General features: G+C 51.2%; 29 protein-coding genes. 27 read left to right on the top strand and 2 right to left on the bottom strand.

Annotated features, from left to right (window positions below; translation table 11 throughout):
- Positions 1 to 12: 12 nt before the first annotated feature.
- The 20 genes from ileS (at position 13) to CWE07_RS04565 (ending at position 19,708) form a co-directional block, all read left to right on the top strand.
- Entirely contained in the window at positions 13 to 2,856 is a 2,844-nt protein-coding gene (gene ileS / locus CWE07_RS04660; protein ID WP_111568537.1) for an isoleucine--tRNA ligase, read from the top strand.
- Between the two features lie 12 nt (positions 2,857 to 2,868).
- Positions 2,869 to 3,390 carry a signal peptidase II gene (gene lspA / locus CWE07_RS04655; RefSeq protein WP_111568538.1) on the top strand — a complete coding sequence of 174 codons (522 nt, stop codon included), beginning with the start codon at positions 2,869 to 2,871 and terminating at the stop codon, positions 3,388 to 3,390.
- A gap of 26 nt (positions 3,391 to 3,416) precedes the next feature.
- Positions 3,417 to 3,863, top strand: a complete 447-nt coding sequence (gene fkpB / locus CWE07_RS04650) for an FKBP-type peptidyl-prolyl cis-trans isomerase (RefSeq protein ID WP_111568539.1) — start codon at positions 3,417 to 3,419, stop codon at positions 3,861 to 3,863.
- Positions 3,860 to 4,804: a 4-hydroxy-3-methylbut-2-enyl diphosphate reductase gene (gene ispH, locus CWE07_RS04645; protein WP_111568540.1), complete on the top strand. Its 945-nt coding sequence runs from the start codon at positions 3,860 to 3,862 to the stop codon at positions 4,802 to 4,804. Before fkpB ends, ispH begins: the two co-directional genes overlap by 4 nt.
- A gap of 166 nt (positions 4,805 to 4,970) precedes the next feature.
- Entirely contained in the window at positions 4,971 to 5,504 is a 534-nt protein-coding gene (locus CWE07_RS04640) for a type II secretion system protein (RefSeq protein WP_111568541.1), read from the top strand.
- Entirely contained in the window at positions 5,498 to 5,998 is a 501-nt protein-coding gene (locus CWE07_RS04635; RefSeq protein ID WP_111568542.1) for a hypothetical protein, read from the top strand. The genes CWE07_RS04640 and CWE07_RS04635 overlap by 7 nt, the downstream gene beginning before the upstream one ends.
- A gap of 58 nt (positions 5,999 to 6,056) precedes the next feature.
- Positions 6,057 to 6,500: a hypothetical protein gene (locus CWE07_RS04630; RefSeq protein ID WP_111568543.1), complete on the top strand. Its 444-nt coding sequence runs from the start codon at positions 6,057 to 6,059 to the stop codon at positions 6,498 to 6,500.
- 1 nt (position 6,501) lies between these two features.
- Positions 6,502 to 6,768: a type IV pilus modification PilV family protein gene (locus CWE07_RS14685; RefSeq protein WP_111568544.1), complete on the top strand. Its 267-nt coding sequence runs from the start codon at positions 6,502 to 6,504 to the stop codon at positions 6,766 to 6,768.
- A gap of 130 nt (positions 6,769 to 6,898) precedes the next feature.
- The gene (gene flhA / locus CWE07_RS04620) at positions 6,899 to 9,001 is read left to right on the top strand and encodes a flagellar biosynthesis protein FlhA (protein WP_111568545.1); all 2,103 of its coding nucleotides are present in this window, start codon (positions 6,899 to 6,901) and stop codon (positions 8,999 to 9,001) included.
- A 19-nt stretch (positions 9,002 to 9,020) separates the two neighbouring features.
- Entirely contained in the window at positions 9,021 to 10,445 is a 1,425-nt protein-coding gene (gene flhF, locus CWE07_RS04615) for a flagellar biosynthesis GTPase FlhF (RefSeq protein ID WP_111568546.1), read from the top strand.
- A gap of 14 nt (positions 10,446 to 10,459) precedes the next feature.
- The gene (locus CWE07_RS04610) at positions 10,460 to 11,329 is read left to right on the top strand and encodes a MinD/ParA family protein (RefSeq protein WP_111568547.1); all 870 of its coding nucleotides are present in this window, start codon (positions 10,460 to 10,462) and stop codon (positions 11,327 to 11,329) included.
- A complete protein-coding gene (locus tag CWE07_RS04605; protein ID WP_111568548.1) occupies positions 11,322 to 12,047 on the top strand; it encodes an RNA polymerase sigma factor FliA in 726 nt (241 codons plus the stop codon). Before CWE07_RS04610 ends, CWE07_RS04605 begins: the two co-directional genes overlap by 8 nt.
- A 112-nt stretch (positions 12,048 to 12,159) precedes the next feature.
- Positions 12,160 to 12,543, top strand: a complete 384-nt coding sequence (gene cheY / locus CWE07_RS04600) for a chemotaxis response regulator CheY (protein ID WP_111568549.1) — start codon at positions 12,160 to 12,162, stop codon at positions 12,541 to 12,543.
- Positions 12,544 to 12,549: 6 nt separating this feature from the next.
- Positions 12,550 to 13,317 (top strand): protein phosphatase CheZ, encoded by a 768-nt coding sequence (locus CWE07_RS04595; protein WP_111568550.1) that lies wholly within the window; start codon positions 12,550 to 12,552, stop codon positions 13,315 to 13,317.
- A 13-nt stretch (positions 13,318 to 13,330) separates the two neighbouring features.
- Entirely contained in the window at positions 13,331 to 15,496 is a 2,166-nt protein-coding gene (locus tag CWE07_RS04590; RefSeq protein ID WP_111568551.1) for a chemotaxis protein CheA, read from the top strand.
- Between the two features lie 9 nt (positions 15,497 to 15,505).
- A complete protein-coding gene (locus CWE07_RS04585) occupies positions 15,506 to 16,813 on the top strand; it encodes a protein-glutamate methylesterase/protein-glutamine glutaminase (protein WP_111568552.1) in 1,308 nt (435 codons plus the stop codon).
- Between the two features lie 76 nt (positions 16,814 to 16,889).
- On the top strand, positions 16,890 to 17,684 hold the full coding sequence (locus CWE07_RS04580; protein WP_111568553.1) for a ParA family protein: 795 nt from the start codon (positions 16,890 to 16,892) through the stop codon (positions 17,682 to 17,684).
- The gene (locus CWE07_RS14480) at positions 17,681 to 18,574 is read left to right on the top strand and encodes a chemotaxis protein CheW (protein WP_111568554.1); all 894 of its coding nucleotides are present in this window, start codon (positions 17,681 to 17,683) and stop codon (positions 18,572 to 18,574) included. The genes CWE07_RS04580 and CWE07_RS14480 overlap by 4 nt, the downstream gene beginning before the upstream one ends.
- 25 nt (positions 18,575 to 18,599) lie before the next feature.
- Entirely contained in the window at positions 18,600 to 19,115 is a 516-nt protein-coding gene (locus tag CWE07_RS04570) for a chemotaxis protein CheW (protein ID WP_241974064.1), read from the top strand.
- A 23-nt stretch (positions 19,116 to 19,138) separates the two neighbouring features.
- On the top strand, positions 19,139 to 19,708 hold the full coding sequence (locus CWE07_RS04565) for a DUF2802 domain-containing protein (protein WP_241974063.1): 570 nt from the start codon (positions 19,139 to 19,141) through the stop codon (positions 19,706 to 19,708).
- A 14-nt stretch (positions 19,709 to 19,722) separates the two neighbouring features.
- Here the strand turns inward: CWE07_RS04565 and CWE07_RS04560 are convergent, their stop codons facing one another.
- Positions 19,723 to 20,007: an EscU/YscU/HrcU family type III secretion system export apparatus switch protein gene (locus CWE07_RS04560; protein WP_111568555.1), complete on the bottom strand. Its 285-nt coding sequence runs from the start codon at positions 20,005 to 20,007 to the stop codon at positions 19,723 to 19,725.
- Positions 20,008 to 20,010: 3 nt separating this feature from the next.
- A complete protein-coding gene (locus CWE07_RS04555; protein WP_111568556.1) occupies positions 20,011 to 21,072 on the bottom strand; it encodes a hypothetical protein in 1,062 nt (353 codons plus the stop codon).
- Between the two features lie 106 nt (positions 21,073 to 21,178).
- On the opposite strand from CWE07_RS04555, the gene ccmA reads away from it, so the two are divergent.
- The 7 genes from ccmA to CWE07_RS04520 all read left to right on the top strand — a co-directional run bounded on the left by ccmA (position 21,179) and on the right by CWE07_RS04520 (position 26,704).
- Positions 21,179 to 21,871: a cytochrome c biogenesis heme-transporting ATPase CcmA gene (ccmA, locus tag CWE07_RS04550; protein ID WP_241974062.1), complete on the top strand. Its 693-nt coding sequence runs from the start codon at positions 21,179 to 21,181 to the stop codon at positions 21,869 to 21,871.
- Positions 21,872 to 21,883: 12 nt separating this feature from the next.
- On the top strand, positions 21,884 to 22,558 hold the full coding sequence (ccmB, locus tag CWE07_RS04545; protein ID WP_111568557.1) for a heme exporter protein CcmB: 675 nt from the start codon (positions 21,884 to 21,886) through the stop codon (positions 22,556 to 22,558).
- A 1-nt stretch (position 22,559) separates the two neighbouring features.
- Entirely contained in the window at positions 22,560 to 23,333 is a 774-nt protein-coding gene (locus CWE07_RS04540; RefSeq protein WP_111568558.1) for a heme ABC transporter permease, read from the top strand.
- Positions 23,320 to 23,544, top strand: coding sequence for a heme exporter protein CcmD (ccmD, locus tag CWE07_RS04535; protein WP_111568559.1), 225 nt, complete (start codon positions 23,320 to 23,322; stop codon positions 23,542 to 23,544). The genes CWE07_RS04540 and ccmD overlap by 14 nt, the downstream gene beginning before the upstream one ends.
- 66 nt (positions 23,545 to 23,610) lie before the next feature.
- A complete protein-coding gene (gene ccmE / locus CWE07_RS04530) occupies positions 23,611 to 24,126 on the top strand; it encodes a cytochrome c maturation protein CcmE (protein WP_111568560.1) in 516 nt (171 codons plus the stop codon).
- Positions 24,123 to 26,111 (top strand): heme lyase CcmF/NrfE family subunit, encoded by a 1,989-nt coding sequence (locus tag CWE07_RS04525; RefSeq protein ID WP_111568561.1) that lies wholly within the window; start codon positions 24,123 to 24,125, stop codon positions 26,109 to 26,111. The genes ccmE and CWE07_RS04525 overlap by 4 nt, the downstream gene beginning before the upstream one ends.
- Positions 26,108 to 26,704, top strand: coding sequence for a DsbE family thiol:disulfide interchange protein (locus CWE07_RS04520; protein WP_111568562.1), 597 nt, complete (start codon positions 26,108 to 26,110; stop codon positions 26,702 to 26,704). The genes CWE07_RS04525 and CWE07_RS04520 overlap by 4 nt, the downstream gene beginning before the upstream one ends.
- The last annotated feature ends 1 nt before the right edge of the window (position 26,705 follow it).

Genomic DNA, 26,705 nt, shown 5'->3' with positions numbered 1-26,705 from the left:
ACGGACAACAGCATGAGCGATTACAAGCACACGTTAAACTTACCTGATACGCCGTTTCCAATGCGCGGTAACCTTGCGCAACGCGAACCGAAAATGCTTGAACAGTGGTACGCCGATGATTTGTATGGCGAAATCCGTAAAGCCCGTGCAGGTCGTGACAAATTCATTTTGCACGACGGCCCTCCGTACGCCAATGGTCAGATTCATATCGGCCACGCCGTGAACAAAATTTTGAAAGACATGGTCGTGAAATCAAAAACCTTAAGTGGTTTTGATTCACCTTACGTGCCTGGCTGGGACTGTCATGGTTTGCCGATTGAGCTTGTGGTTGAGAAAAAATACGGCAAGCCTGGGGTTAAGTTGACGGACGCGGGATTCCGTGAAAAATGCCGTGAATTTGCATTGAGCCAAATTGAGGCCCAGCGTGAGGACTTTAAACGCTTGGGCGTGTTAGGTCAGTGGGACAAGCCCTACATGACGATGGCCTTCAAACAAGAAGCCAACACGATTCGCGCGATTGGTAAAATTATCGAACGCGGCCACCTGCAGCAAGGCTTCAAGCCGGTGCACTGGTGTACCGACTGTGGCTCTGCGTTGGCGGAAGCTGAAGTAGAATACAAAGACAAGACGTCACCAGCGATCGACGTCAAGTACCCAGTAGTGGATACCCAAGCATTCGTTGATGCGTTTGAGCACCCGGTGGATCACGCGGGTGAAGGCAAGATCAGCGTGGTGATTTGGACCACAACACCATGGACAATTCCGGCGTCGCAAGCGGTCACAGTTGCGGCGGATCTTGAATACGCTTTGGTTCAGGTCGAAGCGGGTAACGCTGATAAGCCGGTTGAGCGCTTAATTGTCGCCTCTGACTTAGTCAGTGACGTGATGGACAGATTTGGGATTACTAAGTATCACAAGCTGGGCTTCTGTAACGGCGCCGCGCTTGAGAATCTCGCTTTGCACCACCCGTTATTCGAACGTCAGGTGCCGGTCATTCTTGGCACTCACGTCACCACCGATTCAGGGACCGGCTGTGTGCACACCGCACCAGGCCATGGTGTGGACGACTTTTTAGTCGGCCAGGAATATGGTCTAGAGGTGTATAACCCAGTCAATGACCGTGGCGTCTATAAAGATGACACGCCGATGTTTGCTGGTCAGCACGTGTTTAAAGCCAACGACGTCATTACTGAAGCCTTGCTGCAAGCGGGTAATTTGGCGCACCATGAAGCCTATTTGCATAGCTACCCGCATTGCTGGCGCCACAAGACGCCGATTATCTTCCGTGCGACCCCACAGTGGTTCATCAGCATGGACAACAAGAACTTGCGCCAAGACGCGCTGGAACAAATTAAACAAGTGCGCTGGGTGCCAGAGTGGGGCGAAAACCGTATCACCAGCATGGTGGAAGGCCGTCCAGATTGGTGTATTTCACGCCAACGTACCTGGGGCGCGCCACTGACATTGTTTGTCCATCGTGACACCGAAGCCTTGCATCCGCGCACGCTGGAGTTACTTGAGCAAGTCGCGCTACGCATCGAGCAAGAAGGTATTCAGGCATGGTTTGATTTAGATGCAGCCGAGCTTATGGGTGATGAAGCTGCTGACTATCGCAAGCTGACTGATACCATGGACGTGTGGTTTGATTCTGGTGTGACCCATTACTGCGTGCTTGATCAAGACGAGCATTTGGCTTGGCCTGCAGATTTGTATTTGGAAGGCTCTGACCAACACCGCGGTTGGTTCCAGTCGTCGTTGATGACGGGTGTCGCGACCAAAGGTAAGGCACCTTATAAGCACGTGCTGACCCACGGTTTTACTGTCGATCAAGATGGCCGCAAAATGTCGAAGTCACTGGGAAATGTGGTGTCGCCGCAAGAGGTGATGAACAAGCTAGGTGGCGATATTTTACGTCTATGGGTGGCATCGACGGATTACACCGCTGAAATGACAGTGTCGGATGAAATCTTAAAGCGCTCAGCCGATGCGTATCGTCGTATTCGTAATACCGCGCGCTTCTTGTTATCTAACTTAAAAGGCTTCGAACCGGCCAAGCATGCGGTTGAGAGTGCCGATATGGTTGAGTTAGACCGCTGGATTGTCGGCCGCGCGCAAGCACTGCAAAGTGAGATCATTGATGCCTACGACAACTATCAGTTTTTAAGCGTAACCCAAAAGCTGATGCACTTTTGCTCGATTGAACTGGGCAGCTTCTATCTCGACATTATTAAAGATCGCCAGTACACCGCGAAGAAAGACAGTGTCGCGCAACGTTCGTGTCAGACTGCGTTGTGGCACATTGTTGAAGCGTTAGTGCGTTGGATGGCGCCGGTCACCAGCTTTACTGCCCAGGAAATCTGGGACTTGATGCCAGCCGTGGCTGAGCGGGAACGCTATGTATTTACGGCTGAATGGTATCAGGCATGGCCACAGCAGGACGGCCAAGCAAAGCTTAGTGACGCAGATTGGCAGCGTCTTGTGGCGGTGCGTGGTGAAGTGAACCGCGCCCTTGAGCAGGCACGCCGCGACGAGCGCATTGGTGGTTCGTTGCAAGCTGACGTGATGCTGTATGTGGATAGTGAGCTGTATGACGTATTGGCAAAACTCAAAGACGAACTGCGCTTTGTGTTACTGACTTCCCATGCGGACATTCAGGTGCTTGAACAAGCGCCAAGCGAGGCAGTGAAGACTGAGTTATCAGGGCTAAAAGTGGTAGTCAATAAGTGTGCGCATACCAAGTGCGCGCGTTGCTGGCATCAGCGTGAAGAAGTAGGCACCATTGCTGAACACCCTGAGCTTTGTGGTCGTTGTGTCACCAATGTGGATGGTGACGGTGAAGTGCGTCAGTTTGCCTAAGGAGCGGCACCAATGACTCAAGCAGTTCAGCCAAGCGCCGCAAAACCTGCGCGCTGGCAAGACAGTGGCTGGCACCTGTGGTGGGTGCCAGTGCTGGTGATTTTGCTCGACCAAATCACCAAGCAAACGATTTTAATGACAATGTCATTGTATGAACGAATCAATGTATTGCCGTTTTTTGACATTGTGTATGCGCGTAATTTCGGTGCTGCCTTCAGCTTTTTAGGTGACGCTGGAGGTTGGCAACGCTGGTTTTTCACCGTATTAGCGATTGTGATTTCGTCGCTGTTGGCGTTTTGGATGCGCCGTCAGGGCCTGCATCAATGGCGTTTAAACTGGTCGTTTGCTTTGGTGATCGGCGGTGCCCTTGGCAATGTGCTGGACCGCTTACAACACGGCTTTGTGGTCGATTTTTTAGATTTTTATGTCACCATTGGTAGTAACACCCATCATTGGCCAGCCTTCAACGTCGCGGATAGTGCGATTGTTATTGGCGCTGGGTTAATGATTTGGGACAGCTTCAAAAAGCCTTAGGGCAATGGTGCAAAACAGGTAGATGTATGAGTGAATTAGCAGTCATTTCAAGTAATAGCCGCGTGGTGATGCATTTCTCGATTAAGTTAGAGGATGGCAGTGCCGCAGATAGCTCCAAAGTGCACGGCAAGCCAGCCCGGTTTCAAATGGGCGATGGTAATTTAACTGCCAACTTTGAAAAGCACTTATTGGGCTTAAAAGCCGGTGATGAGCGCGAATTTACTCTGGAGCCTGAAGAGGCCTTTGGCCAGCCGATTGCTGAGAACATCTACCAGGTTGACTTAACCAAATTTAGCAGCGATACGCCCGCTGAAGTGGGCGCGATTATCGCGTTCACCCAGCCGGATGGCCGTGAAGTGCCGGGTATTGTGCGCAAGATTGAGGGTAATCAAGTAACCATCGATTTTAACCACCCATTGGCAGGCCAGCGTATCGTGTTTGCAGTCGAAATTTTAAGTGTGGAGGATGCATGAAAATCATACTCGCTAACCCACGCGGATTCTGCGCTGGGGTCGACCGCGCCATTACTATTGTAGAGCAAGCACTCGCGATGTTCTCGCCACCGATCTATGTGCGTCATGAAGTTGTACATAATAAATATGTGGTTGATGGATTACGAGAACGCGGCGCGATGTTTGTTGAAGAGCTTGATCAAGTCCCTGACGACAGCATTGTGATTTTCTCTGCCCATGGGGTGTCAAAAGCGGTGCGCCAAGCTGCAACAGACCGGGGTTTAAAAGTATTTGATGCAACATGCCCGCTGGTTACCAAAGTGCATATGGAAGTGACGCGCGCAAGCCGTCGTGGTCATGAATGCGTGCTTATTGGGCATGCGGGCCACCCTGAAGTTGAAGGCACCATGGGCCAGTACTTGAACCAAGACGGTGGCATTTACCTGGTGGAGTCGGTGGGCGATGTAGCGACCTTGCAGGTGAAAGATGAGAACAACCTGCATTACATGAGCCAAACCACTTTGTCGGTAGATGATACCGCGGATGTCATTGATGCCTTGCGTACGCGCTTCCCCGCGATTCACGGGCCGCGCAAAGATGATATTTGTTACGCAACCCAGAACCGTCAAGATGCGGTGCGGGAAATGGCGGATGAAGTAGACGTGATGTTGGTAGTTGGCGCGCGTAATAGCTCGAATTCAAATCGCTTACGAGAGTTAGCGGAAAAAATGGGGACGCCTGCGTATTTGATCGATGACGCTAGTTGTATGCAGTCAGCTTGGTTTGAAGGCGTTCAGACTGTTGGTGTCACTGCTGGCGCGTCTGCCCCTGATATTCTGGTGCAAAATGTGGTTAGCCAATTAAGTAGTTGGGGTGGCCATCAGGTGGAAGAACGTAGTGGTCGCGAAGAGAACGTGACCTTTTCAATTCCTCCAGAATTACGTGTCACCCAAGTGTCGTGACTTTCATGTTGTCAGCTATCGCTTCAAATGAATGATTTAAGCCCGCATTAGCGGGCTTTTTTGTACCTAACGCGCATACTTGTGATGACTGCTGTATGTCATTGTTTCATTCGACATAGGCAGCATAGCTCAAGATAGCTCAACATAGCTCAGCAAGGAGGCTGCTATGGGACAACGTTCAGGTCATTTTCCAAGTCAATTTTCAAGTCAATCACTATGGCGAAAAGCGCGCGGCTTTACCTTGCCTGAGGTCATTGTGGTGACCCTATTGATCAGCATACTGAGTGCCCAAGCACTGCCGCGCTTAAGCCAAAGCTGGAATCAATTACTTGTCAGCCGTCTCGTCGCTACCTTGCATGTGGTGATTCAGAATGTGCGCCAGCATGCGATAGTGGAAGAGCGCGGCACCCTGATTGAGTTTAGTCAGCAAACATGGTGCGCACGCTACACCGACGCAGACGACGATTCATGTGCGCTCGCATTCGGACACCTGCCAAGCCCTTGGCTATTCATGCTTGGAAATCGCACCAAGGCGGTGTTCGAGTACTCTGCAGGTCGCGGTTTCTCGCCGTTAAGTGCTGGGCAAATACAAATTGCCCGTGCCAGTAGTGGCGAGCCAGCCATTCATATCTTTAATAGCACCTTGGGGCGCGCGCGGGTATGTGCCAGTTTTGCGCATATCAAGATCCCAGCATGCTAGGGCGTCAACGTGGGCTGAGCTTACTAGAGCTCGTCTTAGTGATGGGGGTCTCAAGTGCTTTGGTGGTGGGGTGGACCGCATTGGTTAGCCGCCATTTTGTTGACCTCGATAAACAAAGCCAGCAATTAAGGGCAGAGCAAGGTCTATATCAGTTTGGGATCTGGTTGAGCCAAGAGCTCGAACGAGCCCGCGATCAAGGCGACTGGGATTGGCATTGGAATGACGCCGAGCAGTGTTTGCTGTATAGCGAGACTGGCGGCGTGCGCTTACGACAAGGTCAAATGCAATGGCGCGGTGGCTCACGCTTATGTCATCAAAATGGTTGGGTGGCACTGACTGATGCAGATACGTTTTACGTGACTCAGTGGCTGGTGCAGGCGGATTTCCGAACTCAGCTTAATATTGAGGCATACGCGGGTGAGCGCTTGATGCTATGGCAATATCGCTTTAACGGTGTGCTCCCAAATGACCAAGGCGGCATCATTGTTTTATAGTGACACACATCCCCCATATTCCTGCCGGTGCCGATACCAGCAGCAAGGTGCAGCACTATTGCTGACTATTCTAGTATTGCTAGGCATTTCATTGGCGATGGTAGCAACCCATACCCAGCAAACGGTGATGCAGGCGCAACAATTGCAATTACAACAGCAGGGCATGCAGCGTCAGCAAGATATTGAAGCAGTGTTTAGTGGCCTTGCAGACAATGTGTTTACTGCGCCATTTGGCACCTCGCATGGCGCTCTTGACTTAGACGGTGACGTTGAAGGGATTGATTGCTCGCACGGGTTTGATACTGCCAGCCGATGCTATCAAATACGGGTAACGGACCGCCGGAACAGTTTGATACGTCAACGCACCTTGGTGGTGCCAGAAAGCTGCTCGCCACCATACTGGCACGCACCGCTATTCCGTAGCTATTACTTTGATCTGACAACCGGTGGGCCGCCGATAGAGCCCATCAAGCCATTACCGCCAAGTCTGAAGGACAACTAGCATGATAAAACGACGTGTAGAGACGACATGTAGGGCAGCAAATATACATCGCCGAGCAAAGGGCTTTAGCTTACTTGAGCTCAGTGCTGCAACTTTGGTTATGAGTGTCGGAAGTTTGGCAGTTTTTACGCTTTTCTTGCAATGGCATGCCAGTTTAATTGCGGCGGAGAACTACCAACAAACTCTGCAACAGGCTCAGCATGCTCGCCCTGAGCCCAAGTATCAAAGGCGATTCCAGCATTTACCATGCGAGCTGGACAAGGGTTAGCCAAGCTGGCCTAATTATTGAATAACTTAAGGTTATCGCGTGGGCTGACGCTTTCTTGACACTTCCTTTACACAGAGTATCAAGCAAGGGGGAACGTCAGCTTTGGCAGTTTTTAAGGACCTTAAGTTAGATGCAGCAGTTCGGCGCGCTCAAGAATTTTTATCAAAACAATTCGCAACACATCAAAGGGGTAGGCACACCGCTATTCGTTTTGGCGGTCTTGGCGATGGTCATCTTACCGATGCCGCCATTCCTGTTGGACACCCTGTTCTCATTTAACATCACCTTGTCGATGATTGTTTTGCTGGTTGCCGTATACACCAAGCGCCCACTCGAATTCGCTGCGTTCCCGACTATTTTGCTGGTAGCTACTTTACTTCGTTTGGGCCTTAACATTGCGTCCACGCGCGTTGTATTACTCAATGGTCATGAGGGCCCTGACGCTGCGGGTAACGTAATTGAAGCATTCGGTAGCGTGGTAATTGGCGGCAACTACACCGTTGGTTTGGTGGTATTCGCAATTCTTATCATTATTAACTTTGTGGTTATTACCAAAGGTGCCGGGCGTATTTCAGAGGTGACCGCACGCTTTACTCTTGATGCGATGCCGGGCAAGCAAATGGCAATTGACGCCGATTTGAACTCAGGGTTGATTAGCCAGGAAGAAGCTAAAACACGCCGCAAAGACGTCACTCGCGAAGCGGACTTTTACGGTTCGATGGATGGTGCGAGTAAATTTGTGAAAGGTGACGCCATTGCAGGTATTTTGATCTTACTGATCAACCTGATTGGTGGCTTTATCATTGGTATGGTGCAGCATAACTTAAGCTTTGGCCAAGCCGTTGAAGTATATACCTTACTGAGTATTGGTGACGGCCTTGCAGCCCAAATTCCCGCTTTATTATTGTCGGTAGCTACCGCGATTGTCATCACCCGCGAGAACGATGAAAAAGAACTCAGTGAGCAAATGAACCTGCAGCTGGTGTCCAACCCGCGCATTCTGATTATTGCCGCGGGCATCTTGTTTATCATGGGTATTGTGCCAGGCATGCCGCACTTTGCGTTTCTCAGCATGGCCCTGGTGCTGGCTGTGATGGCGTACTTGCGCATCAAAACAATTAAGGCCGAAGCCACCACCAGCGTGGTGAAAGCGGAGCAAAGTGCGCAGGCTAAGGCCCTTGAGCCAGCACAAAAGGAAATTGGCTGGGACGATGTACACCAAGTCGACACGATTGGCCTTGAAGTGGGCTACCGCTTGATTCCAATGGTGGATAAAACCCAAGGGGGCGAACTGTTGGCGCGAATTAAAGGTGTGCGCAAGAAGTTATCTCAAGAACTGGGTTTCCTGGTCCCCGCCGTGCATATTCGTGACAACCTGGATTTAGGACCAAACCAATATCGCATTACCTTAATGGGGGTGACGTTCGGGGCTGCGGATATTCGCCCTGAATGGGAGATGGCGATTAACCCGGGGCAAGTGTTTGGTGAACTAAAAGGTGAGAAAACTCAGGACCCTGCGTTTGGCCTGGAAGCCGTTTGGATTCGAGCTGAAGAGCGTGAACATGCGCAAACCATGGGCTACACCGTGGTAGATTCTGCGACTGTCATTGCCACCCACTTAAGCCAAATTCTGACGAATAATGCAGCACAACTATTAGGCCATGAAGAAGGTCAGCAGTTGCTTGATTTACTCGCCAAACAAACACCGAAGTTGTCCGAGGCGTTGGTGCCAGACACCCTGAATCTCGCCACTGTGGTGAAAGTGCTACAGAATTTATTGGCAGAGGGTGTACCGGTGCGAGATTTTCGTACTATTGCACAAACCTTGGTGGAATATGGCGCGAAGAGCCAAGACACTGATGTGTTAACCGCCGCAACCCGTATTGCCTTGCGCCGTTTGATTGTGCAGGAAGCGGCAGGCGGCATGGACGAACTGCCCGTCATTACCTTGGCACCTGAGCTGGAACAGATGTTGCATCAGTCTATGCAAGCTTCTGGCAACGAGGGCGCAGGCATTGAACCGAATATGGCAGAGAAAATTCAGCAAGGTCTGCAGCAAGCACACCAACGTCAGGAAATGAATGGGCAACCGTCGGTGTTATTAACTTCGGGAATTTTACGCACCACACTATCGCGCTTTGTGCGCAATACCATACCGGGTATGCATGTGTTGTCTTATCAAGAAGTGCCTGATGATAAACAAATTCGAATTGTCAGCTCCATCGGCCAGTAGTGATTGGGGGAAATAGAAAGTGAAGATCAAACGTTTTTTCGGTAAAGACATGCGTTCAGCCTTAGCTGAGGTGAAGGACGTGTTAGGCCCAGATGCTGTGATTATGTCCAACAAGCGCGTCAATGGCGGGGTGGAAATCATGGCTGCGTTTGATCAAGACGTGGAACCCCGTCAGTCTGGTCGTGCCGCACCTGTGCAAGGGCGTGCAGCCCAACGTGAACCTAAGTTAGACGAGCAGCAAATCGCGGATTCATTGCAGGCATTGCTGCAGCGCCAGCAAGACACAGAGCAGGATTATGTGCCGTCACAGCGTGATGTGCCAAGTCGTGACAGCCAGCGTGATCAAGCTGGGCGTAGCGCTGCTGAACGCGTGCAAGATGAACAGTACCAAGACATGCAACGTAAGATGCAGCGCCCAGCCGCACGCCAGGACGCCGAATCTGGCTATGGGGCTGAGCCATCGCGTAAGCCTTCATTTGAACCGCGCCAAGACCCGGAGAAAGACGTTTTCACTCAACGCTTGAGTGCGCAAGACGCCACCATTAGTGCAATGAAATCCGATATGTCCGCGATTCGTGAGTTACTGGAAACTCAAGTATCTGGCCTGATGTGGCAGGATATGGAGCGCCGTGAACCGACACGCGCGATGCTGATGAAACGGTTGGCCAAGCTTGGTTTTACCGATGAAGTAGCAGATCAAATCAGCTGTTTTATCCCTGAAGGGCTGAGCAACGACGAGGCCTGGGACCAAACCCTGGATTTGTTGCAAGGCCAAATTGGTACCACCCGCAATGATATTCTTAGTCAAGGTGGTGTGGTGGCCCTTGTGGGGCCAACGGGCGTTGGCAAAACGACCACGATAGCTAAACTGGCGGCCCGTTACGCACAAATTAATGGTCCAGACAGTGTCGCGTTAGTGACTACGGATACCTTTAGAATTGCAGCCAGTGAGCAGTTACAAACGTATGCGCGCATCATCGGGTGCCCGATTAAAGTCGCGCGCGACGCCGAAGAGCTGAATGCGGTGCTGGTGCAATTTAGGCAACGACGCTTGGTGTTAATCGATACTGCGGGCATGAGCCAACGCGATATTCGACTCAGTGAGCAGCTTGCCACCTTGATGGAGAATTCGCGGTTACGAATTCGTCCATATTTGGTGTTGTCAGCCACGGCGCAAGCGTCGGTGCAGAATGAAATCGTGCGTCAATTTAAGCGTATTCCGCTGACGGGGTGTATTTTTACTAAGCTGGACGAATGCCTAAGTTTAGGCGAGGTGCTAAGCACTTCGATTCACAATAGTTTACCGATTAGCTATCTGACGGATGGTCAACAGGTGCCTGAAGACATTCAAATTGCGGATTCGCGTGTACTCGTGCGTCAAGCTGCAGCGATGGATACTCAGGATGAGTCACGTTACGCCGCCTCTGCGCGGACGTCGCGGTAGGAGAGGGATATCTCATGGACCAAGCAAGCGGATTACGCAAAATGATGAAGCAGCATATGGTGAAAGTCATTGCTGTCACGGGTGGTAAAGGCGGCGTGGGTAAAACCAATGTGTCGCTTAATATGGCGGTGTCGATGGCACAGCAAGGTCAACGCGTGTTAGTGCTTGATGCTGATTTAGGTCTGGCCAACGTGGATGTGATGCTCGGGCTACGGGTGCGTCGCAATATTGCCCATGTGTTGGCTGGGCAATGTGAATTAGCCGATATTTTGGTGGAAGGGCCGGCAGGGATTAAAATTGTTCCCGCTACTTCGGGTACGCGCAGCATGGTCGAGTTGTCGCCCGCGGAACACGCAGGTTTAATTAGAGCTTTCAGTGCTTTACAAGATGACTTTGATGTTTTAATTATTGATACTGCAGCAGGTATTTCGGATATGGTGCTAAGCTTTGCACGTGCCAGCCAAGATGTGGTGCTGGTGGTGTGCGATGAGCCAACCTCAATTACCGATGCCTATGCACTGGTCAAGGTGCTGAGCCGCGAACACGGGGTGTTTCGCTTTAAAGTGATTGCCAATATGGTTCGTAGTATGCGTGAAGGGCAGGTGCTGTTTAATAAATTAACTAAAGTGACAGACCGATTCTTAGATGTCGCATTAGAGCTGGCGGCAATTGTTCCTTTTGACGATAATTTGCGTAAATGTGTGCGTAAACAAAAGCTTATTGTTGAGGCGGCGCCGCGCTCGCCATCAGCGTTGGCTTTTAAAGCACTCGCGCATCGCGCCGCACGCTGGCCTTCGCAGTCGCAGGCCAGTGGCGACCTGGAATTTTTCCTCGAGAAATTGGTGGCAAAGCCAACGGTGATGAAAGGGGTAGCCAATGAATAAAGCTGCGGCGTATGCGGCCACTTCCGACAATCGTACGCGCATTGTCGAACAACATACGAATTTGGTGAAACGTATCGCGCATCATATGGTCGCGCGGTTACCAGCCAGCGTTCAGGTTGACGATTTGATTCAGGCCGGAATGATAGGTTTGCTGGAAGCCGCAAGTAATTTTGACCATGGCAAAGGCGCGAGCTTCGAAACCTTTGCTGGCATCCGGATTCGTGGTGCTATGCTGGATGAAATTCGCCGCGGAGATTGGGCGCCGCGCTCGGTGCATCGCAATAGCCGAATGATAGCGGATGCCATTCGTGAAGTTGAAGCGGAAACAGGGCGTGATGCTCGCGACCTTGAGGTGGCGGCTAAATTAGATATGAACTTGGACGAATATCATCATATTTTGAATGATGTGCGTTCAGGGCGTATGATTGGCATCGAAGATTTAGGGGGGACGGATGACGCCTTATTGTCTGACAAGCAGGATGCTTCGTTTGATGGCCCGTTTAATGATATTGAGCAAGACGCTTTTCAACAGGCGCTGGCGGGCACAATCCGCACTTTGCCAGAGCGTGAAGCACTGGTATTGTCACTGTATTACGATGAGGAATTAAACCTCAAAGAAATTGGTGAAGTGTTAGGTGTGAGTGAATCACGGGTCAGCCAAATTCACAGTCAGGCGATGGTGCGATTAAAGTCGCGCATGCAGGACTGGACGTCATGATCGGCTAACTGCTTGTTTGCGTTAGTTTATGCTGATATGACATTGCTATGAATTCCGACGGGTACGCAGAGCGTGGCCAGATTTTAATAATAAAGCCTCAGTGGAGGGTACTTTGGACAAAAGTATGAAAATTTTAATCGTGGACGATTTCTCCACGATGCGTCGAATTATCAAGAACTTGTTACGCGATTTAGGCTTTAGCAACATTGAGGAAGCTGACGATGGCACCACAGCGTTACCTATGTTGCAAAGCGGTGACTTTGATTTTGTGGTAACGGATTGGAACATGCCAGGCATGCAGGGCATCGACTTGTTGCGTGCGATTCGCGCAGACGACGAATTGAAAGATATTCCTGTACTGATGGTAACTGCGGAAGCCAAACGTGAGCAAATCATTGAGGCAGCGCAAGCCGGCGTGAATGGATATATTGTAAAACCATTTACGGCAGCAACGTTGAAAGAGAAGCTAGATAAAGTTTTTGAGCGGTTGGGTTAAGTTGCGATGGGGGATTCAGCGCAACACACCACAGGCAGTATCAGTCTGGAACAAGCACGTGAACTGGTCTCGTTATTAGAGGCCGGTGAACAAGCCCAGGCTGACCAACTTTTTCTAAGTCTCAAAGACGCGTCCAACGAAGGCTTGTTTAATTCAGTCGGGCGCTTGACCCGGCAATTGCACAATTCGTTGCATGATTTCCAACTTGATCCGCGCATTGAACAATTAACTGCGGACGAGCTGCCTGATGCGCAAAATCGTCTGCAGTACGTCATTCAGCGCACCGAAGATGCGGCAAATCGCACGATGGATGCTGTTGAGGCAAGTTTGCCGTTGGCGGAAAAGCTCAATACCAACTTGGGTGATATTGCGCCCCAGTGGGAAAAGCTCATGAGTCGGGACATTGAACTCACTGAATTTAAAGCTCTTTGCCATCAGGTCGATACATTTATGCGACAGGCGTCTGGTGACTCGTCACAGTTACAGAGCTTATTGACTGAAGTGTTGATGGCCCAAGACTTCCAAGACTTAACCGGTCAGGTGATCCGTCGCGTGATCGAATTAGTGCAAGAAGTGGAAGTGAGCTTAATTGAGTTGCTCAAAGTCTTTGGCGATCAAGAACGCGCCCGAGCAGAGCGACGCCAAGACGGTGAAGCGCCGAAAAAATCTGATCCCATTGGTGCTGAAGGCCCAATTATAAACCCTGAAGAACGCAAAGACGTCGTACAGGGACAGGATGAGGTCGACGACTTACTGTCCAGTTTAGGATTCTAGGAGCAACGCGCGCATGAGTTTTGATGTAGATGAAGAAATTCTACAGGACTTCTTAATCGAAGCAGGGGAAATCCTTGAGCAACTTTCCGAACAACTTGTTCAGCTTGAGAATGAGCCTGACAACCGTGATTTGCTGAATGCAATATTTCGTGGTTTCCACACCGTGAAAGGGGGCGCAGGCTTTCTGTCATTGACAGAGTTGGTGCACACCAGCCACGCAGCAGAGAACGTGTTTGATACCTTACGTAATGGTCAGCGCAGTGTGAATTCTGAGCTGATGGACGTGATCCTGCAAGCGCTTGATACCATCAACGCTCAGTTTGCCCAAGTGCAAGCGCGCGAAGAGCCTGTTCCTGCCGAAGACAGCTTAATTGCTGCCTTGGAGTACTTCACCCAGCCTGAAGGTTCTGAGCAGGCGGAAAAGCTATCGACGAGTTCACAGTCCGCCGAGGACGAACCTGCAGCGTCTGACTCTGCCTCAAGTGTCACTGAAGTGTCTGGTGACGGCGGGGTCGATGAAATAACTGACGACGAATTCGAAGCCTTACTTGATGAACTGCATGGCAGTAAAAAGCCCGCAGCGAAGCCTCAATCAGAGGCACCTAAGGGGGCTCAAAGTAACGCCAAACCATCGCCTAAGAGCAATAACGATGATATCACCGACGATGAGTTTGAAGCATTGCTGGATGAAATTCATGGTAAGGGCAGCAAGCCAGCGGCAAAGGCAGATAAACCGGCGGATAAGCCCGCTGCGCCAAGTAGTAAGCCAGCCGCTAATACGCAGCAAAGCAATGAAATTTCAGACGATGAGTTTGAGGCATTGCTAGACGATTTACATGGCAAAGGTTCCTTTAAAGGCGCCCAAAGCAGTAGTAGCGATGCTGCAGCCAAAGCGTCACCTGCCAAAGCGGCTGACAAGCCAAGCCCAAGTGCTCCAAAGCCAGCGCCAGCACCTGCGAATGAGGCTAAGCCTGCGGCGAAAGCGGCCAGCGCGCCAGCTGCCGCTGCGGACACAACGGTACGGGTTGATACCAAGCGTCTTGACGACATCATGAACATGGTCGGTGAACTGGTATTGGTGCGAAACCGCTTGCTAAGTTTGGATAACAAACAGGATATCGATTCGGAAGAGCTCAGCAAAACCATTGCCAATCTGGATGTGGTAACTGGCGACTTGCAGGGCGCGGTGATGAAAACCCGCATGCAGCCGATTAAGAAAGTGTTTGGTCGCTTCCCGCGCGTGGTACGTGACCTTGCGCGCACATTGAAAAAAGAAATTAATTTAGAATTATCCGGTGAAGACACTGACCTGGATAAAAACCTCGTTGAGGCATTAGCGGACCCACTCGTGCACTTGGTGCGTAATGCGGTGGACCACGGCATAGAATTGCCAGACGAGCGTGAGAAAGCCGGTAAACCGCGCATTGGTAATGTCAAGTTAGCTGCGTCACAGGAAGGCGATCACATTTTGCTGAGCATCACTGATGACGGTGCCGGCATGGATGCGGAAAAGCTCAAACGTTTGGCGATTAAGCGCGGTGTATTAGACGAAGATTCAGCCGCACGTATGAGTAACGAAGAAGCCTACAATTTAATATTCGCAGCTGGGTTTTCCACCAAAGAACAAATTTCTGACGTCTCAGGCCGTGGTGTTGGCATGGACGTGGTGAAAACCAAAATTAATCAGTTGAATGGCTCGGTGCGAATTGATTCAGAGCTTGGTCGCGGTACCCGTTTGGAAGTTAAGTTACCTCTGACCCTGGCGATTTTGCCAACCTTAATGGTGCTAGTGGCGAAGCAAACCTTCGCGTTACCTTTGGCGCAAGTGAGCGAAATCATTAGTTTGGATTTAGATTTAATTAACACCGTTGACGGCCAACGCACCATGATTGTGCGGGATAAAGCGATTCCATTATTCTATCTGGAGCATTGGCTTAAACGTGGCGCGGACCGGTCGAAGCGGCCATCAGAAGGTCACGTGGTGGTCGTTCAGTTAGGCACGCAACAAGTGGGCTTTGTGGTCGACGGATTGATCGGCCAGGAAGAAGTGGTGATTAAGCCGCTAGATCGTTTATTGCAAGGTACGCCGGGTATGGCTGGGGCAACTATTACCAGTGATGGCGGTATCGCGTTGATTCTCGACGTGCCAAGTTTGTTAAAACGCTATGCGAAGCGTTAGGGTAATACTATGACAGTTCGAGTTTTAGTCGTTGATGATTCGAGCTTTTTTCGCCGTCGGGTGAGTGAAATTCTGACCATTGACGGTGAGATGGAAGTGATCGGCACGGCCGCAGACGGTCAAGCTGCAGTGGATCAAGCAAAAGCATTGCGCCCCGATGTAATTACCATGGACATTGAAATGCCGGTGTTGGATGGCATCAGCGCGGTGCGTGAAATTATGGACCAGTGTCCGACGCCCATTTTGATGTTTAGTTCGCTAACTCACGATGGCGCGCGTGCGACGCTGGATGCATTAGAGGCGGGTGCGCTGGATTTCTTACCCAAGAAATTTGAAGATATCGCGCGAAATCGCGATGAGGCGACGTCGGTTCTGCAGCAGCGTGTGATTGAATTGGCACGTAAGCGTGTCAGTCGCATTAGTAAGCGTGCAAGCACTGATAGCGTGCGACCAGCGCCGGGCAAACCTGAGCCGCGCCCGAGTGCAGGCCTAGGCACAAGCCGCGCAACATCAAGTCCTGACACAAGTCGCCGCACGTCGTCATTCGGCCAATCGCAGCCAAGCCATTCGGCGCCGGGTACGCGCAGCGCAAGCCCATCGGCACGCTTAAGTGGTCAAGATTCGAGTGAAGCTCGCCGCAGCGATACGGTTGCGGCACGAGCCGAGAGCAGTAAAAGCGATGGCGACAAAGCTGAGGTCGATAAAGCAGTCGATAGCACGAGTCTTCAGGCAAATACGCGCTATAAATTGCTCGCAATCGGCACCTCGACGGGTGGGCCTGTGGCGTTACAAACGATTTTGACTCAGTTGCCAGCGAATTTTCCTTACCCAATTTTGCTGGTGCAACATATGCCAGCCGCTTTTACTAAAGCTTTTGCGCAACGCCTCAATGGGCTGTGTAAAATCGAGGTGAAAGAAGCCAGCGACGGCGACACCCTGCGCCCGGGCGTCGCTTATTTAGCCCCGGGCGGCACTCAAATGTTGGTCGATGGTCGCAGTGGTCAAGCGCGTCTGCGTATTCGTACTGACGATAGTGAACGCATTACCTACCGCCCAAGCGTCGATTTAACCTTCGCTTCGGCGAGTAAGGTGTTTGGCGGGCAGGTGCTCGGGGTGATTTTGACCGGTATGGGTGCAGATGGGCGTGAAGGCTGCCGAATGTTGAAAGATAATGGCGCGACAATCTGGGCGCAGGATCGCGATAGTTGCGTGGTCTATGGTATGCCTCAAGCGGTGGCTGCGGCTGGTATTTCGAGTAAAGACATTGCACTGAATAGAATGGCGGCATCGATTTTAGCCGAAGTTGGCTACAGCTGAGTAGGCTTGTAGCAGTCGCCGTTGGCGCTTTCGACGTTGAGATGAAAGTTTTGATAGCCAAAGTAAAGGACATGCTGTGATAGTTTGGGCGATTGCCAATCAAAAAGGTGGGGTAGGTAAAACCACCACAACGGTAAGCTTAGGTGGCATGCTAGCGGAGCGTGGCAAACGCGTATTGCTGATTGATACCGACCCTCACGCGTCACTGACCTATTACTTTAATATCGACGGTGACGATGGTGCAGCCACCTTATATGACCTGTTTATGGCGGGTAAAGACACTGACAAAACACTGGTCGATGAAGCGATTCGCCCGACTCAGTTTGATAATTTAGCCGTGTTGCCAGCCACGATGGCGCTGGCAACCTTAGACCGTAAGTTAGGTTCACAAAGCGGCATGGGTTTACTATTGCGCCGCGTACGCAAGCTGGTCGCTAGCGACTTTGACTATATTCTGATTGATGTGCCGCCGATACTCGGGGTGTTGATGATTAATGCATTGGCGGCGGCAGATCGCGTCATTGTGCCGGTACAAACTGAGTTTCTGGCGCTTAAAGGTCTGGACCGCATGATGAGTACGTTGCGAATGGTGCAGGATTCAAAAGGCCTGAAGCATAATGTCACTATCGTCCCCACGATGTACGACAAGCGTACGAAAGCGTCATTGGAAGCGTATCAGGCATTGCGGCGCCAGCATGGGCGCTTAGTCTGGAATGGGATGATTCCAACGGACACCAAGTTTCGTGACGCCAGCACGGCACAAACGCCGATTTCTATGTATGCCAAGGGTAGCCGCGGTGCATTTGCCTATAAAGGCTTGCTGACCAGTTTATTGTCGCAGGGTGAGAGTGTGCGTGAGGTAACGCCATGAGCCGGGTTGATCAGCAACGTGCCATGCACGAATATTTAGACGCATTGTTGTTTGAAGAGGACAGTGCTGAAACAACTTTACAGCCGCAGCGGCTGGCAAAAGACGCCAAAGCGCCGAATTTAGGCGTTGGCGTTGCAGAACCAGACACGCAACAGCTCGAGAAGCTGCTGGCCCAAGCAGCACTTAAGCAGAGCGCTGACCTTGAAGCTGAGTTTGCCCGCGCCGCAGAGCTTGAGCGCGAGCAGCAAGCGCGTGCCGAGGCGGAAGCGGCTGCCAAAGCTCAACGCCTGGCGCAAGAACGGCTCGAACAAGAACGGCTCGAACAAGCACGGCTTGAACAAGAACGGCTTGAACAAGAGAAAATTGAGCAAGCACAACGTGAGCAACCAGCCGTACTGGCCGAGGTACCACCACCGCCCGTGAGTAATATGAAAGATTACCAAGAGGGTAACTTTCAGGCGTTGTTTTTTAGTGTTGCAGGGCTCAAACTGGCAGTACCATTGAAAAGCTTGGGTGGCATTCACCAATGGAAAGAGCCAAACACCATTTTCGGTAAACCGGCTTGGTACTTAGGGATCATGACCAATCGCGAAGAGAAGCTGAACGTGGTGGATACTGCGCAATGGGTGATGCCGGAGAAGTACAATGATGCTATGGCTGAAGCGATTGATTATCAGTATTTGATTATGTTGGGCGAGAGCCGCTGGGGGCTTGCATGTGAAACCTTGGTGACCACTCAAACATTATCACCGGATGATGTACAATGGCGTCAGAATAGTGCAGGTAAACGCCCTTGGTTAGCGGGTGTGGTGCGTGAAAAAATGTGCGCAATTTTAGACGTAGACGCCATGATCGATATGCTCGAACAGGGTTTAAACAGTCAGGGCTAATGTCCGCTGATGCGATGGAGCAACAATGACAAAGACAAATGAAAAACACGACAATCGCAGCCTGAAGAACCAAACTGCGAAAGAAGGCAACGACCAGATTTTACAGTGGGTCACCTTTCAGCTTGAAGACGAAACCTATGGCATTGCGGTGATGCAGGTACAAGAAGTGCTGCGTTACACTGAAATTGCACCAGTGCCAGGCGCACCTGACTACGTGTTAGGCATTATCAATTTGCGTGGCAATGTGGTGACCGTGATTGATACGCGTACGCGCTTTGGCTTGCCTGGGCATGATGTCACCGACAATTCACGGATTGTGATCATTGAAGCTGAACAGCAAGTGATTGGTATTTTGGTCGACAGCGTTGCTGAAGTGGTTTACCTGCGTTCGTCAGAAATTGACAGTGCACCAAATGTGGGTACTGAAGAAAGCGCGAAATTTATTCAAGGTGTTAGCAACCGTGAAGGCGAATTACTCATCTTAGTCGACTTGAACAAGTTGTTGAGCGACGATGAGTGGGACGAAATTTCTCGCTTATAAACTGTCCAAGGCTGGAGCACGACATGCAACTCATGTTTCATCATTGGTTAAGTTTGAGCTTGGCAATTGCTGCCCTCGCGGGGGTTGTGGTGATAGTGATTGCATTAGTTCGCCAGCGTCAGGATTTTGCCGCGACTGCGCAAGCTTTGGCTGATTCGGCTGCGCAGTCTGCAGCCACTGCCGCGGCGCGTGCGGCGAAGCAAGCGGCCAACAAAGCGGCCAAGCTGCAAAGCGAAAAATACACCAAGCCATTGGCGTCAGCCCACCAGGATATTTTGCAGCAGTTTGCTGACTTAGAACAAAGCCAGCATGAATTAACTCAGCAGTTTAGCGACTTGCAGCAGCGCCAACAAAGCCTTGCGGAGTCGCAGCAACAACTGCACGAGTTGCAACAAAGCCTGCAAAGCGCACAAAAGGCGTTACAGCAACGCCAAGCAGAGATTGAAGAGCAGACACCGGAAAGTCGCTTCTATCAGCGTGCCGCCAAATTAGTGGAAAAGGGTGCCAGCGTGGAAGAGCTGATGGCGGAATGCGAGATTCCGCGTAATGAGGCAGAACTACTGATTTCACTGCACCGACGCAATGACGCTTAACGGGGGCGCGGTGCTTAAGCTTTCAGGTCGAGCCAAGTTGCGAAAGCAATAATCTCTGCCACCAACACGTAAAGTGCTGGTGGAATTTCATCCCCTACCTCCAACCGTTGCAGGAATTCAGCTAGCTCAGGGTCTTCGTGCACCAAAATATGATGTGCTTTGGCCGTGGCAATAATCTCTTCCGCCAACTCGTTGTAGCCTTTCACCACCACATTAGGTGCACCCTTGGCCGTTTCGTCGTGCAATTTTGCATAACGTAATCCAACAGCGGTTTTCGATTTTTTATCCTGTTTAGCCATGTGCTATGTCGACCTTGTCACATGATGTTGTTGCGCTAGTTGATTGGGGCTGGGTGCCAATGAATCAGGCACCGGCGCTAAATACACTTCTGGCTCAATGCCGGCCAGTCCCGCATCGGTTAAACGCTGAGTCAGTTGCTGCAAATGGTGCTGAAAAGACTCAATGCGAGTCGGCTCTGGATGCTGGTTATCGAGATAAAAACGCAGCGCGCGAATAGGCGACTCTTCAGCCTGTTCCACAGTGCCTTTTACCAGCATGCGACCGTAGCGTTGCGTGTCAAACTTAAGACTAAAATGCCACTGCTCGGTGGTTTGGTTTTGCGCTTTGCGCGCCTCGCGTTTAAGCAGCCATTCCAGCTCGCGCGTGTGCTCACCACTTTGATAAGGCACCACTAAAAAATACTCACTGTGTTGCTGGGCACTGGTGTCCGCTAAATGCACTTGGCTTAAGCGGATGTCCTGCAAGCTACCTTGCATGGTTTGCGCTAACGCAGCCCATTGAGGTGGCAGCACAGCGGCGGTTTGTGTGCTTGTTGCCCCCGTGTTGGCAAGGCCCAGGCTTTGGCCTAGTAGGCGTGCTATCACACTGGCGGGATCTCGTTGTAGCAATAACCATTGAATGGCTAATCCTAACCCTCGGCTCAAACCTTGGCTGGCTTCCACCGGCTGAGTCAGCGCGCGTATCGGGTTAAAGCCAAACCATTGGCTGACCCACTGCTGCAACTGCGTGGGCTTAATGTCACTACCTAGGTTGGCGAACTGAGCCTGCAGTAGCGGTAATACGGCGCTTAATACTTGGCTGGCGAATGAACTTTGTGGGCCAATGTGCGCCGAACCCTGTGTCATTAGGTTTAATTGCGGCAATAGCGTATGTATTTGCCCATGCTGCGCCAGTAATTGTTGTAACGCTAAAGGTAGCCGAATACTGGCGTCGGTTGCCACCATATTGGGTGCAGGCGAGGCTGCGGTTTGCACTAGTTTAGCGTCCAGAGGGCGCGACGCTTGGCTGGCTTGCTGGATAAGTTGCTGCAACAAACTTGCAGTGGCAATTGGTTTTTCCATCATCTTGGCATAGTGCCTGCGATCCGCGTAGCTGTAAAGTCGCGTATTGGGTGCAACTTATGGTAAAATCCGCCACATTTAACGACCCGACCGACAAGGTATAAACGACGTGAGCAAGCAGTCAACTCTGGCTTCAAATCAGGCGGTTTCTGCACATGCCGGGGCCGCAGAGCAAGCCCCGCTACTAGACATCGTTCATATCACCTCAATTCGTGGTGAGCGCACCTTGTTTAGTGACTTTAACTTGCAAGTTGAAGCCGGCCGGATGTATCAGATTGAGGGCCCGAACGGCGCGGGCAAGTCGAGTTTACTACGGATTATTGCGGGTTTATTGCGGCCCCAAAGCGGAGAAATTCGCTATCGGGGTGAGCTAAGTCAACACGTACGTAGCGAATTTTTGCAAGACTTGTTGTTTATCGGGCATAAAGCGGCGGTCAAGCCAGAGCTCACGGGGCTGGAGAACTTGGCTTTTTTTGCCGCGGTACAAGGTCAACCTTGTGCACAACCGCCGTTTGATTTACTTGAGCAAGTCGGGTTAGTGGGGTTAGAAGATATTCCAGCAGGTAATCTGTCAGCTGGGCAGCAGCGACGCATAGCGTTAGCGCGTTTGTGGGTAAGCTCGAGCCGTTTATGGATTCTTGATGAACCCTTTACTTCGCTGGATGTCGCTGGCATTGAGATGCTGCATCAGCGGTTTAGCCAGCATTTGGCCGCAGGTGGCGCGATTATCTTAACCTCGCATCAGCCACTCGATTGGGCGAGTCAGTCGTTGGTACGTATCCAACTTGAATATAACTGGTAAGGCAAACGCGCTATGAGCCAAACACGTATTCTGCTGCAAGTCGTGCGGCGCGACTTCCAGGTCGCGATGCGTAATCGCAATGAACTGCTGAATCCGATTATTTTTTTGCTGGTGGTGATTACTTTATTTCCGTTGGCGGTTGGCCCCAGTGCTGGTACTTTGAGCCAAATTGCGCCTGGGGTGATTTGGGTCAGCGCGTTGTTATCGGCAATGCTGGGCCTTGAACGCATGTTTCGTGATGATTTTCGCGACGGGGCGTTAGAACATATGCTGCTATTGCCCTGTGCAATAGAACTCGCGGTGTTGGGTAAGATTATTGTGCACTGGGTGACCACCGCAGTGCCGTTGTTAGTGATATCGCCATTACTGGCATTGCTGCTGAATTTACCCATGCATGCACTACCGGTGTTGCTATTGACCCTGTTATTGGGCACGCCCGTATTAAGTGCTGTAGGTGCTATTGGCGTTGCGTTGACAGTGAGCTTGAACCGCGGTGGGGCGCTATTGAGTTTGTTGTTATTACCGCTATTGATTCCGCTATTAATCTTTGCGACCGCAGCGATTGAAGCGGCCAGTATGAATATGAGTGCCGGCGGGCCTTTGGCCTTAATGGCAGCGTTTTTAGTGTTGTCGGTAGGGCTGTCACCATTGGCAATCCGTGCGGCTTTACAAGTGAGTGTAAATTAATATGTGGCGTTGGTTACACCCGTATGCAAAACCAGAAGCAACCTTTGGTTTGAATCAGAAAATCTTACCTTGGTTGCTATGGCCAGGACTTACCCTGATGTTAGTTGGTGTCGTGTGGGGCTTAGTCTTCGCCCCCGCAGACTACCAACAAGGTGACAGCTACCGAATTATTTTTATCCACGTGCCGGCTGCGATTTGGTCGATGGGCTTTTATGTGGGTATGGCGATTGCCGCGTTAATTGCATTGGTTTGGCAAATTCGTACCGCGGAATGGGCTATCAGTGCGATAGCGCCAGTTGGTGCCATGCTGACATTTATCTCCCTGTTTACCGGTGCTATTTGGGGCCAGCCAATGTGGGGCACTTGGTGGGTATGGGACGCGCGTTTAACCTCCCAGCTTATTTTATTGTTTTTGTATTTGGGTGTCATGGTGTTACACATGGCCTTTGAAGACCAACGCACCGGGGCGAAGGCGGCGGGCATTCTTGCTCTGGTCGGGGTTATTAATATTCCCATCATCCACTACTCGGTATACTGGTGGAATACGTTGCACCAGACCTCCACCATTACCCAAATGGTGACTCGCTTAGAGGCGCCTGCAATGCCTGGCGTGATGCTGTGGCCGTTACTCACCTGCGTATTTGCCTTTATGCTGGTGTGTTCGGCGTTTATCGTCATGCGGTTAAACAACCTTATCCTGATCAACGAAGTGCGTCGGCCTTGGGCGATTAAAATCCTGGCGGGCGAAAAAGGAGGGAAGCATGGGACAGTTTGATAGTTTGGCTGATTTCTTCGCAATGGGCACATATGGTGTCTATGTATGGTCTGCTTACCTTGCAACCTTAGCCTGCTTCGGCGTGCTGACTTGGCACACTTTTTATGTGCGCAAAATATTTAAAAGCGAAGCTTTGAAGCAATTTGCGCGCGCTGAGCGGATAAAAGCCGCGCGTGCCAAACGCGGTAAGCCAAGCGCACCAGGCGCTTAAACCAAGTTAGGCCTGAACGTGCGCAGCCCAAACCGATTTCAATTTAGCAAATAAGATGTCGAGATTATGAACCCAAGACGTAAACGCCGCTTAACGGTAGTAAGTATTATTCTGTTCACGCTCGCCAGCGCTACTGCGTTGGTACTGTATGCGCTGTCCCAAAACATTGATTTGTTTTATACGCCAACCGAAATTGTCGAAGGCAAGGGGGCTGCTCAGGTTAAGCCGGAAGTTGGCCAGCGCTTGCGCATTGGTGGCTTGGTGGTACCGGGCAGTGTTGAGCGCATCGGCGACGGCTTGACCGTGGCGTTTGACCTAATCGATCAAGGACCCGCTACAGTGACTGTAGAATTCACGGGTATCCTGCCAGACCTGTTTCGTGAAGGCCAAGGTATTGTCGCCCAAGGCGAGTTGTTAAGTGCGAACCGTGTACTTGCGCACGAAGTGTTGGCGAAACACGATGAAGAATATATGCCGGCCGAGCTTGCAGAAGCACTTAAAGGCATCCGTCATGTACCACCTTCGCAGTGGCAGCAAGGCGAGGGTACTCCTTACGGTAGCTCTTATGGAGGCCAGCAATGATCGCTGAGATAGGCCACTTTGCGCTGGTCATTGCCTGCGCGTTCTCACTCCTGCTCACGGTCATTCCTTTGGTCGGTGTCGTACGTCGCCACGGTGGCCAGATGGCGCTGGCGCGGCCGTTGACCTACGGCATGTTCGTGTTTACGTTAATTTCGTTTATTGCGTTGTGCTGGGGCTTTTTAGTCAGCGATTTTTCAATTTTGAACGTCGCTCAGAACTCGAACACCGCATTGCCAAGCATTTATAAATTGACCGCGGTGTGGGGTTCACACGAAGGCTCATTCTTATTGTGGATGTTGGTGCAAGCCAGCTGGGCAGCTGCGTTAGCGGTATTTTCTAAGCGCTTACCGTTAATTTTCGCTGCGCGCGTATTGGCTGTGATGGGGATGATAGGCGTCGGTTTCTACTTTTTCATGCTACTCACGTCAAATCCATTTGACCGCACGATTCCGCTGATCCCGGTGGATGGCCATGACCTCAACCCGTTATTGCAAGACCCCGGCATGATCATTCACCCGCCATTATTGTACATGGGCTATGTGGGTTTCTCGGTGGCGTTTGCATTTGCCATTGCGGCCTTACTCGGTGGCCGCCTTGATAGCTCCTGGGCACGCTGGTCGCGCCCTTGGACCATTGCGGCCTGGATATTCTTAACCTTAGGCATTGCATTAGGTAGTTGGTGGGCATACTACGAACTTGGTTGGGGCGGCTGGTGGTTCTGGGACCCGGTGGAAAACGCTTCGTTTATGCCGTGGTTAGTCGGTACCGCGCTGATGCACTCGCTGGCAGTGTCTGAGAAGCGAGGCAGCTTCAAGTCATGGACAGTATTACTGGCTATTTCAGCCTTTAGTTTAAGTTTGCTAGGTACGTTCTTAGTCCGCTCAGGGGTTCTGGTGTCGGTGCATGCCTTCGCCACAGACCCTGCACGAGGCACCTTCTTGTTGGCTTTCCTTGGGGTCGTCATTGGTGGTTCGTTGCTGCTCTACGCACTGCGCGCATCAAAAGTATCAAGCTATTCGCGCTACGAACTATTCTCGCGCGAAGTCATGTTGCTCGGTAACAACATCCTGTTGGTGGTTGCCACCATGGTGGTGCTGATTGGTACGTTATTACCGTTGGTACACCAAGAGCTAGGGCTTGGCACCATTTCTATTGGTGAGCCTTTCTTCGACGAGCTATTTATGTGGCTAGTGGTGCCGTTTGCGCTGATTTTAGGCCTTGGCCCATTAGTGCGTTGGCGCCGACAGCAATGGCCAGAGCTGCAAAAGTCAGTGCTACTTGCATTTGGCTTAGCGGTTGGTCTTGGGTTTGCGTTACCTGCTATTTTTACCAGTCAAATCAGTGGCCTCGCGGTACTTGGTTTAATTTTAGCGTTGTGGATTGTATTTGCGACCGTGGCCGAACTGCGCATGCGTGTGGCGCAGCGTGAAAACAAAATGCAGGGCTTAGTCAAACTCGGTCGTAGCCATTGGGGTATGGTGCTAGGCCATTTAGGTTTTGCTATGACTATCGTCGGTATTGCGATGGTGCAAAATTACGAAATTGAGCGTGATGTGCGTATGGCCGTAGGCGATACCTTCGAACTGCAAGGGTACACCTTTGAGTTTCAGGAAATGCGCGAAGTTGACGGGCCAAATTACCATAGCGACAAAGCCGTGATGCGAATTAGCCGCAATGGTCGCGAAGTTGAAACCTTGTTTACCGAAAAGCGTTTTTACCATGTACGGCGTCAAGTGATGACACAGGTTGGCTTGCAGGTGCGCCCGTTCCGCGATTTATACGTTGCTTTAGGCGATGAACTCGGTGACGGCAGTTTCGCTTTCAGAATCCAGTATAAGCCTTTTGTACGCTGGATTTGGTTGGGCGCTTTGGTGATGTCCATTGGCGGCGCGCTGTCGATTTCAGACCGTCGCTATCGATTGGGCAAACGCGACAACAAGGTCATGGGTAAAGCAACACCTAACCAAGTTGGGGGTAACTTATGAACCAGCGTGTGAAGACGATGATTTTTATGCTGCCTTTGGTCGCATTTATGGGCTTAGCGGTGTTCTTGTACTCAGGGTTATTTTCAGACCCCACCAAACTGGAGTCGGCATTAGTTGGGCGTGAGGTGCCGGCGTTTGAATTGCCGGACCTGTATAACCCAGACCGCACTCACGACCAAAGCATTATTGGTGGCCGTCCGATGCTGCTCAATGTATGGGCCACCTGGTGCCCGACGTGCTATGCCGAACACACCTTTTTAAATCAGTTGCGTGAAGACGGCGTGTACATCATTGGTCTGAATTACAAAGACGATTCACGCCGTGCCGCGGTGAATTGGCTGCAAGAGCTGGAAGACCCTTATCAAATCAATCTGTTTGATGAAACGGGCATGCTGGCGCTTGATTTAGGCGTGTATGGCGCGCCAGAAACCTATGTGATTGACGCTGACGGTATAATTTTGCACCGTCATGTGGGCGACATGAACCAGCGCGTATGGGATAGCACCGTCGCTCGGTTGTATTACCAGGCGATGGCAGATGCGGGTATGCAAGTGCCTGAACGTTATCAAGCAATGTTGAGTGGAGGCCAATAGC

Source organism: Aliidiomarina maris, assembly GCF_003987335.1.
Classification (GTDB): Bacteria; Pseudomonadota; Gammaproteobacteria; order Enterobacterales; family Alteromonadaceae; genus Aliidiomarina; species Aliidiomarina maris.
Note: the sequence above shows the minus strand (reverse complement) of the source record. Positions and strands in the feature narration are given on the sequence as shown.

Excerpts from the sequence above, each read along its gene's own strand:
- ileS (WP_111568537.1), top strand. The coding sequence starts at position 13 with ATGAGCGATTACAAGCACACGTTAAACTTACCTGATACGCCGTTTCCA.
- lspA (WP_111568538.1), top strand. The coding sequence starts at position 2,869 with ATGACTCAAGCAGTTCAGCCAAGCGCCGCAAAACCTGCGCGCTGGCAA.
- fkpB (WP_111568539.1), top strand. The coding sequence starts at position 3,417 with ATGAGTGAATTAGCAGTCATTTCAAGTAATAGCCGCGTGGTGATGCAT.
- ispH (WP_111568540.1), top strand. The coding sequence starts at position 3,860 with ATGAAAATCATACTCGCTAACCCACGCGGATTCTGCGCTGGGGTCGAC.
- CWE07_RS04640 (WP_111568541.1), top strand. The coding sequence starts at position 4,971 with ATGGGACAACGTTCAGGTCATTTTCCAAGTCAATTTTCAAGTCAATCA.
- CWE07_RS04635 (WP_111568542.1), top strand. The coding sequence starts at position 5,498 with ATGCTAGGGCGTCAACGTGGGCTGAGCTTACTAGAGCTCGTCTTAGTG.
- CWE07_RS14685 (WP_111568544.1), top strand. The coding sequence starts at position 6,502 with ATGATAAAACGACGTGTAGAGACGACATGTAGGGCAGCAAATATACAT.
- flhA (WP_111568545.1), top strand. The coding sequence starts at position 6,899 with ATGCAGCAGTTCGGCGCGCTCAAGAATTTTTATCAAAACAATTCGCAA.
- CWE07_RS04610 (WP_111568547.1), top strand. The coding sequence starts at position 10,460 with ATGGACCAAGCAAGCGGATTACGCAAAATGATGAAGCAGCATATGGTG.
- CWE07_RS04605 (WP_111568548.1), top strand. The coding sequence starts at position 11,322 with ATGAATAAAGCTGCGGCGTATGCGGCCACTTCCGACAATCGTACGCGC.
- CWE07_RS04595 (WP_111568550.1), top strand. The coding sequence starts at position 12,550 with ATGGGGGATTCAGCGCAACACACCACAGGCAGTATCAGTCTGGAACAA.
- CWE07_RS04590 (WP_111568551.1), top strand. The coding sequence starts at position 13,331 with ATGAGTTTTGATGTAGATGAAGAAATTCTACAGGACTTCTTAATCGAA.
- CWE07_RS04585 (WP_111568552.1), top strand. The coding sequence starts at position 15,506 with ATGACAGTTCGAGTTTTAGTCGTTGATGATTCGAGCTTTTTTCGCCGT.
- CWE07_RS14480 (WP_111568554.1), top strand. The coding sequence starts at position 17,681 with ATGAGCCGGGTTGATCAGCAACGTGCCATGCACGAATATTTAGACGCA.
- CWE07_RS04570 (WP_241974064.1), top strand. The coding sequence starts at position 18,600 with ATGACAAAGACAAATGAAAAACACGACAATCGCAGCCTGAAGAACCAA.
- CWE07_RS04565 (WP_241974063.1), top strand. The coding sequence starts at position 19,139 with ATGCAACTCATGTTTCATCATTGGTTAAGTTTGAGCTTGGCAATTGCT.
- CWE07_RS04560 (WP_111568555.1), bottom strand. The coding sequence starts at position 20,007 with ATGGCTAAACAGGATAAAAAATCGAAAACCGCTGTTGGATTACGTTAT.
- CWE07_RS04555 (WP_111568556.1), bottom strand. The coding sequence starts at position 21,072 with ATGATGGAAAAACCAATTGCCACTGCAAGTTTGTTGCAGCAACTTATC.
- ccmB (WP_111568557.1), top strand. The coding sequence starts at position 21,884 with ATGAGCCAAACACGTATTCTGCTGCAAGTCGTGCGGCGCGACTTCCAG.
- CWE07_RS04540 (WP_111568558.1), top strand. The coding sequence starts at position 22,560 with ATGTGGCGTTGGTTACACCCGTATGCAAAACCAGAAGCAACCTTTGGT.
- ccmD (WP_111568559.1), top strand. The coding sequence starts at position 23,320 with ATGGGACAGTTTGATAGTTTGGCTGATTTCTTCGCAATGGGCACATAT.
- ccmE (WP_111568560.1), top strand. The coding sequence starts at position 23,611 with ATGAACCCAAGACGTAAACGCCGCTTAACGGTAGTAAGTATTATTCTG.
- CWE07_RS04525 (WP_111568561.1), top strand. The coding sequence starts at position 24,123 with ATGATCGCTGAGATAGGCCACTTTGCGCTGGTCATTGCCTGCGCGTTC.
- CWE07_RS04520 (WP_111568562.1), top strand. The coding sequence starts at position 26,108 with ATGAACCAGCGTGTGAAGACGATGATTTTTATGCTGCCTTTGGTCGCA.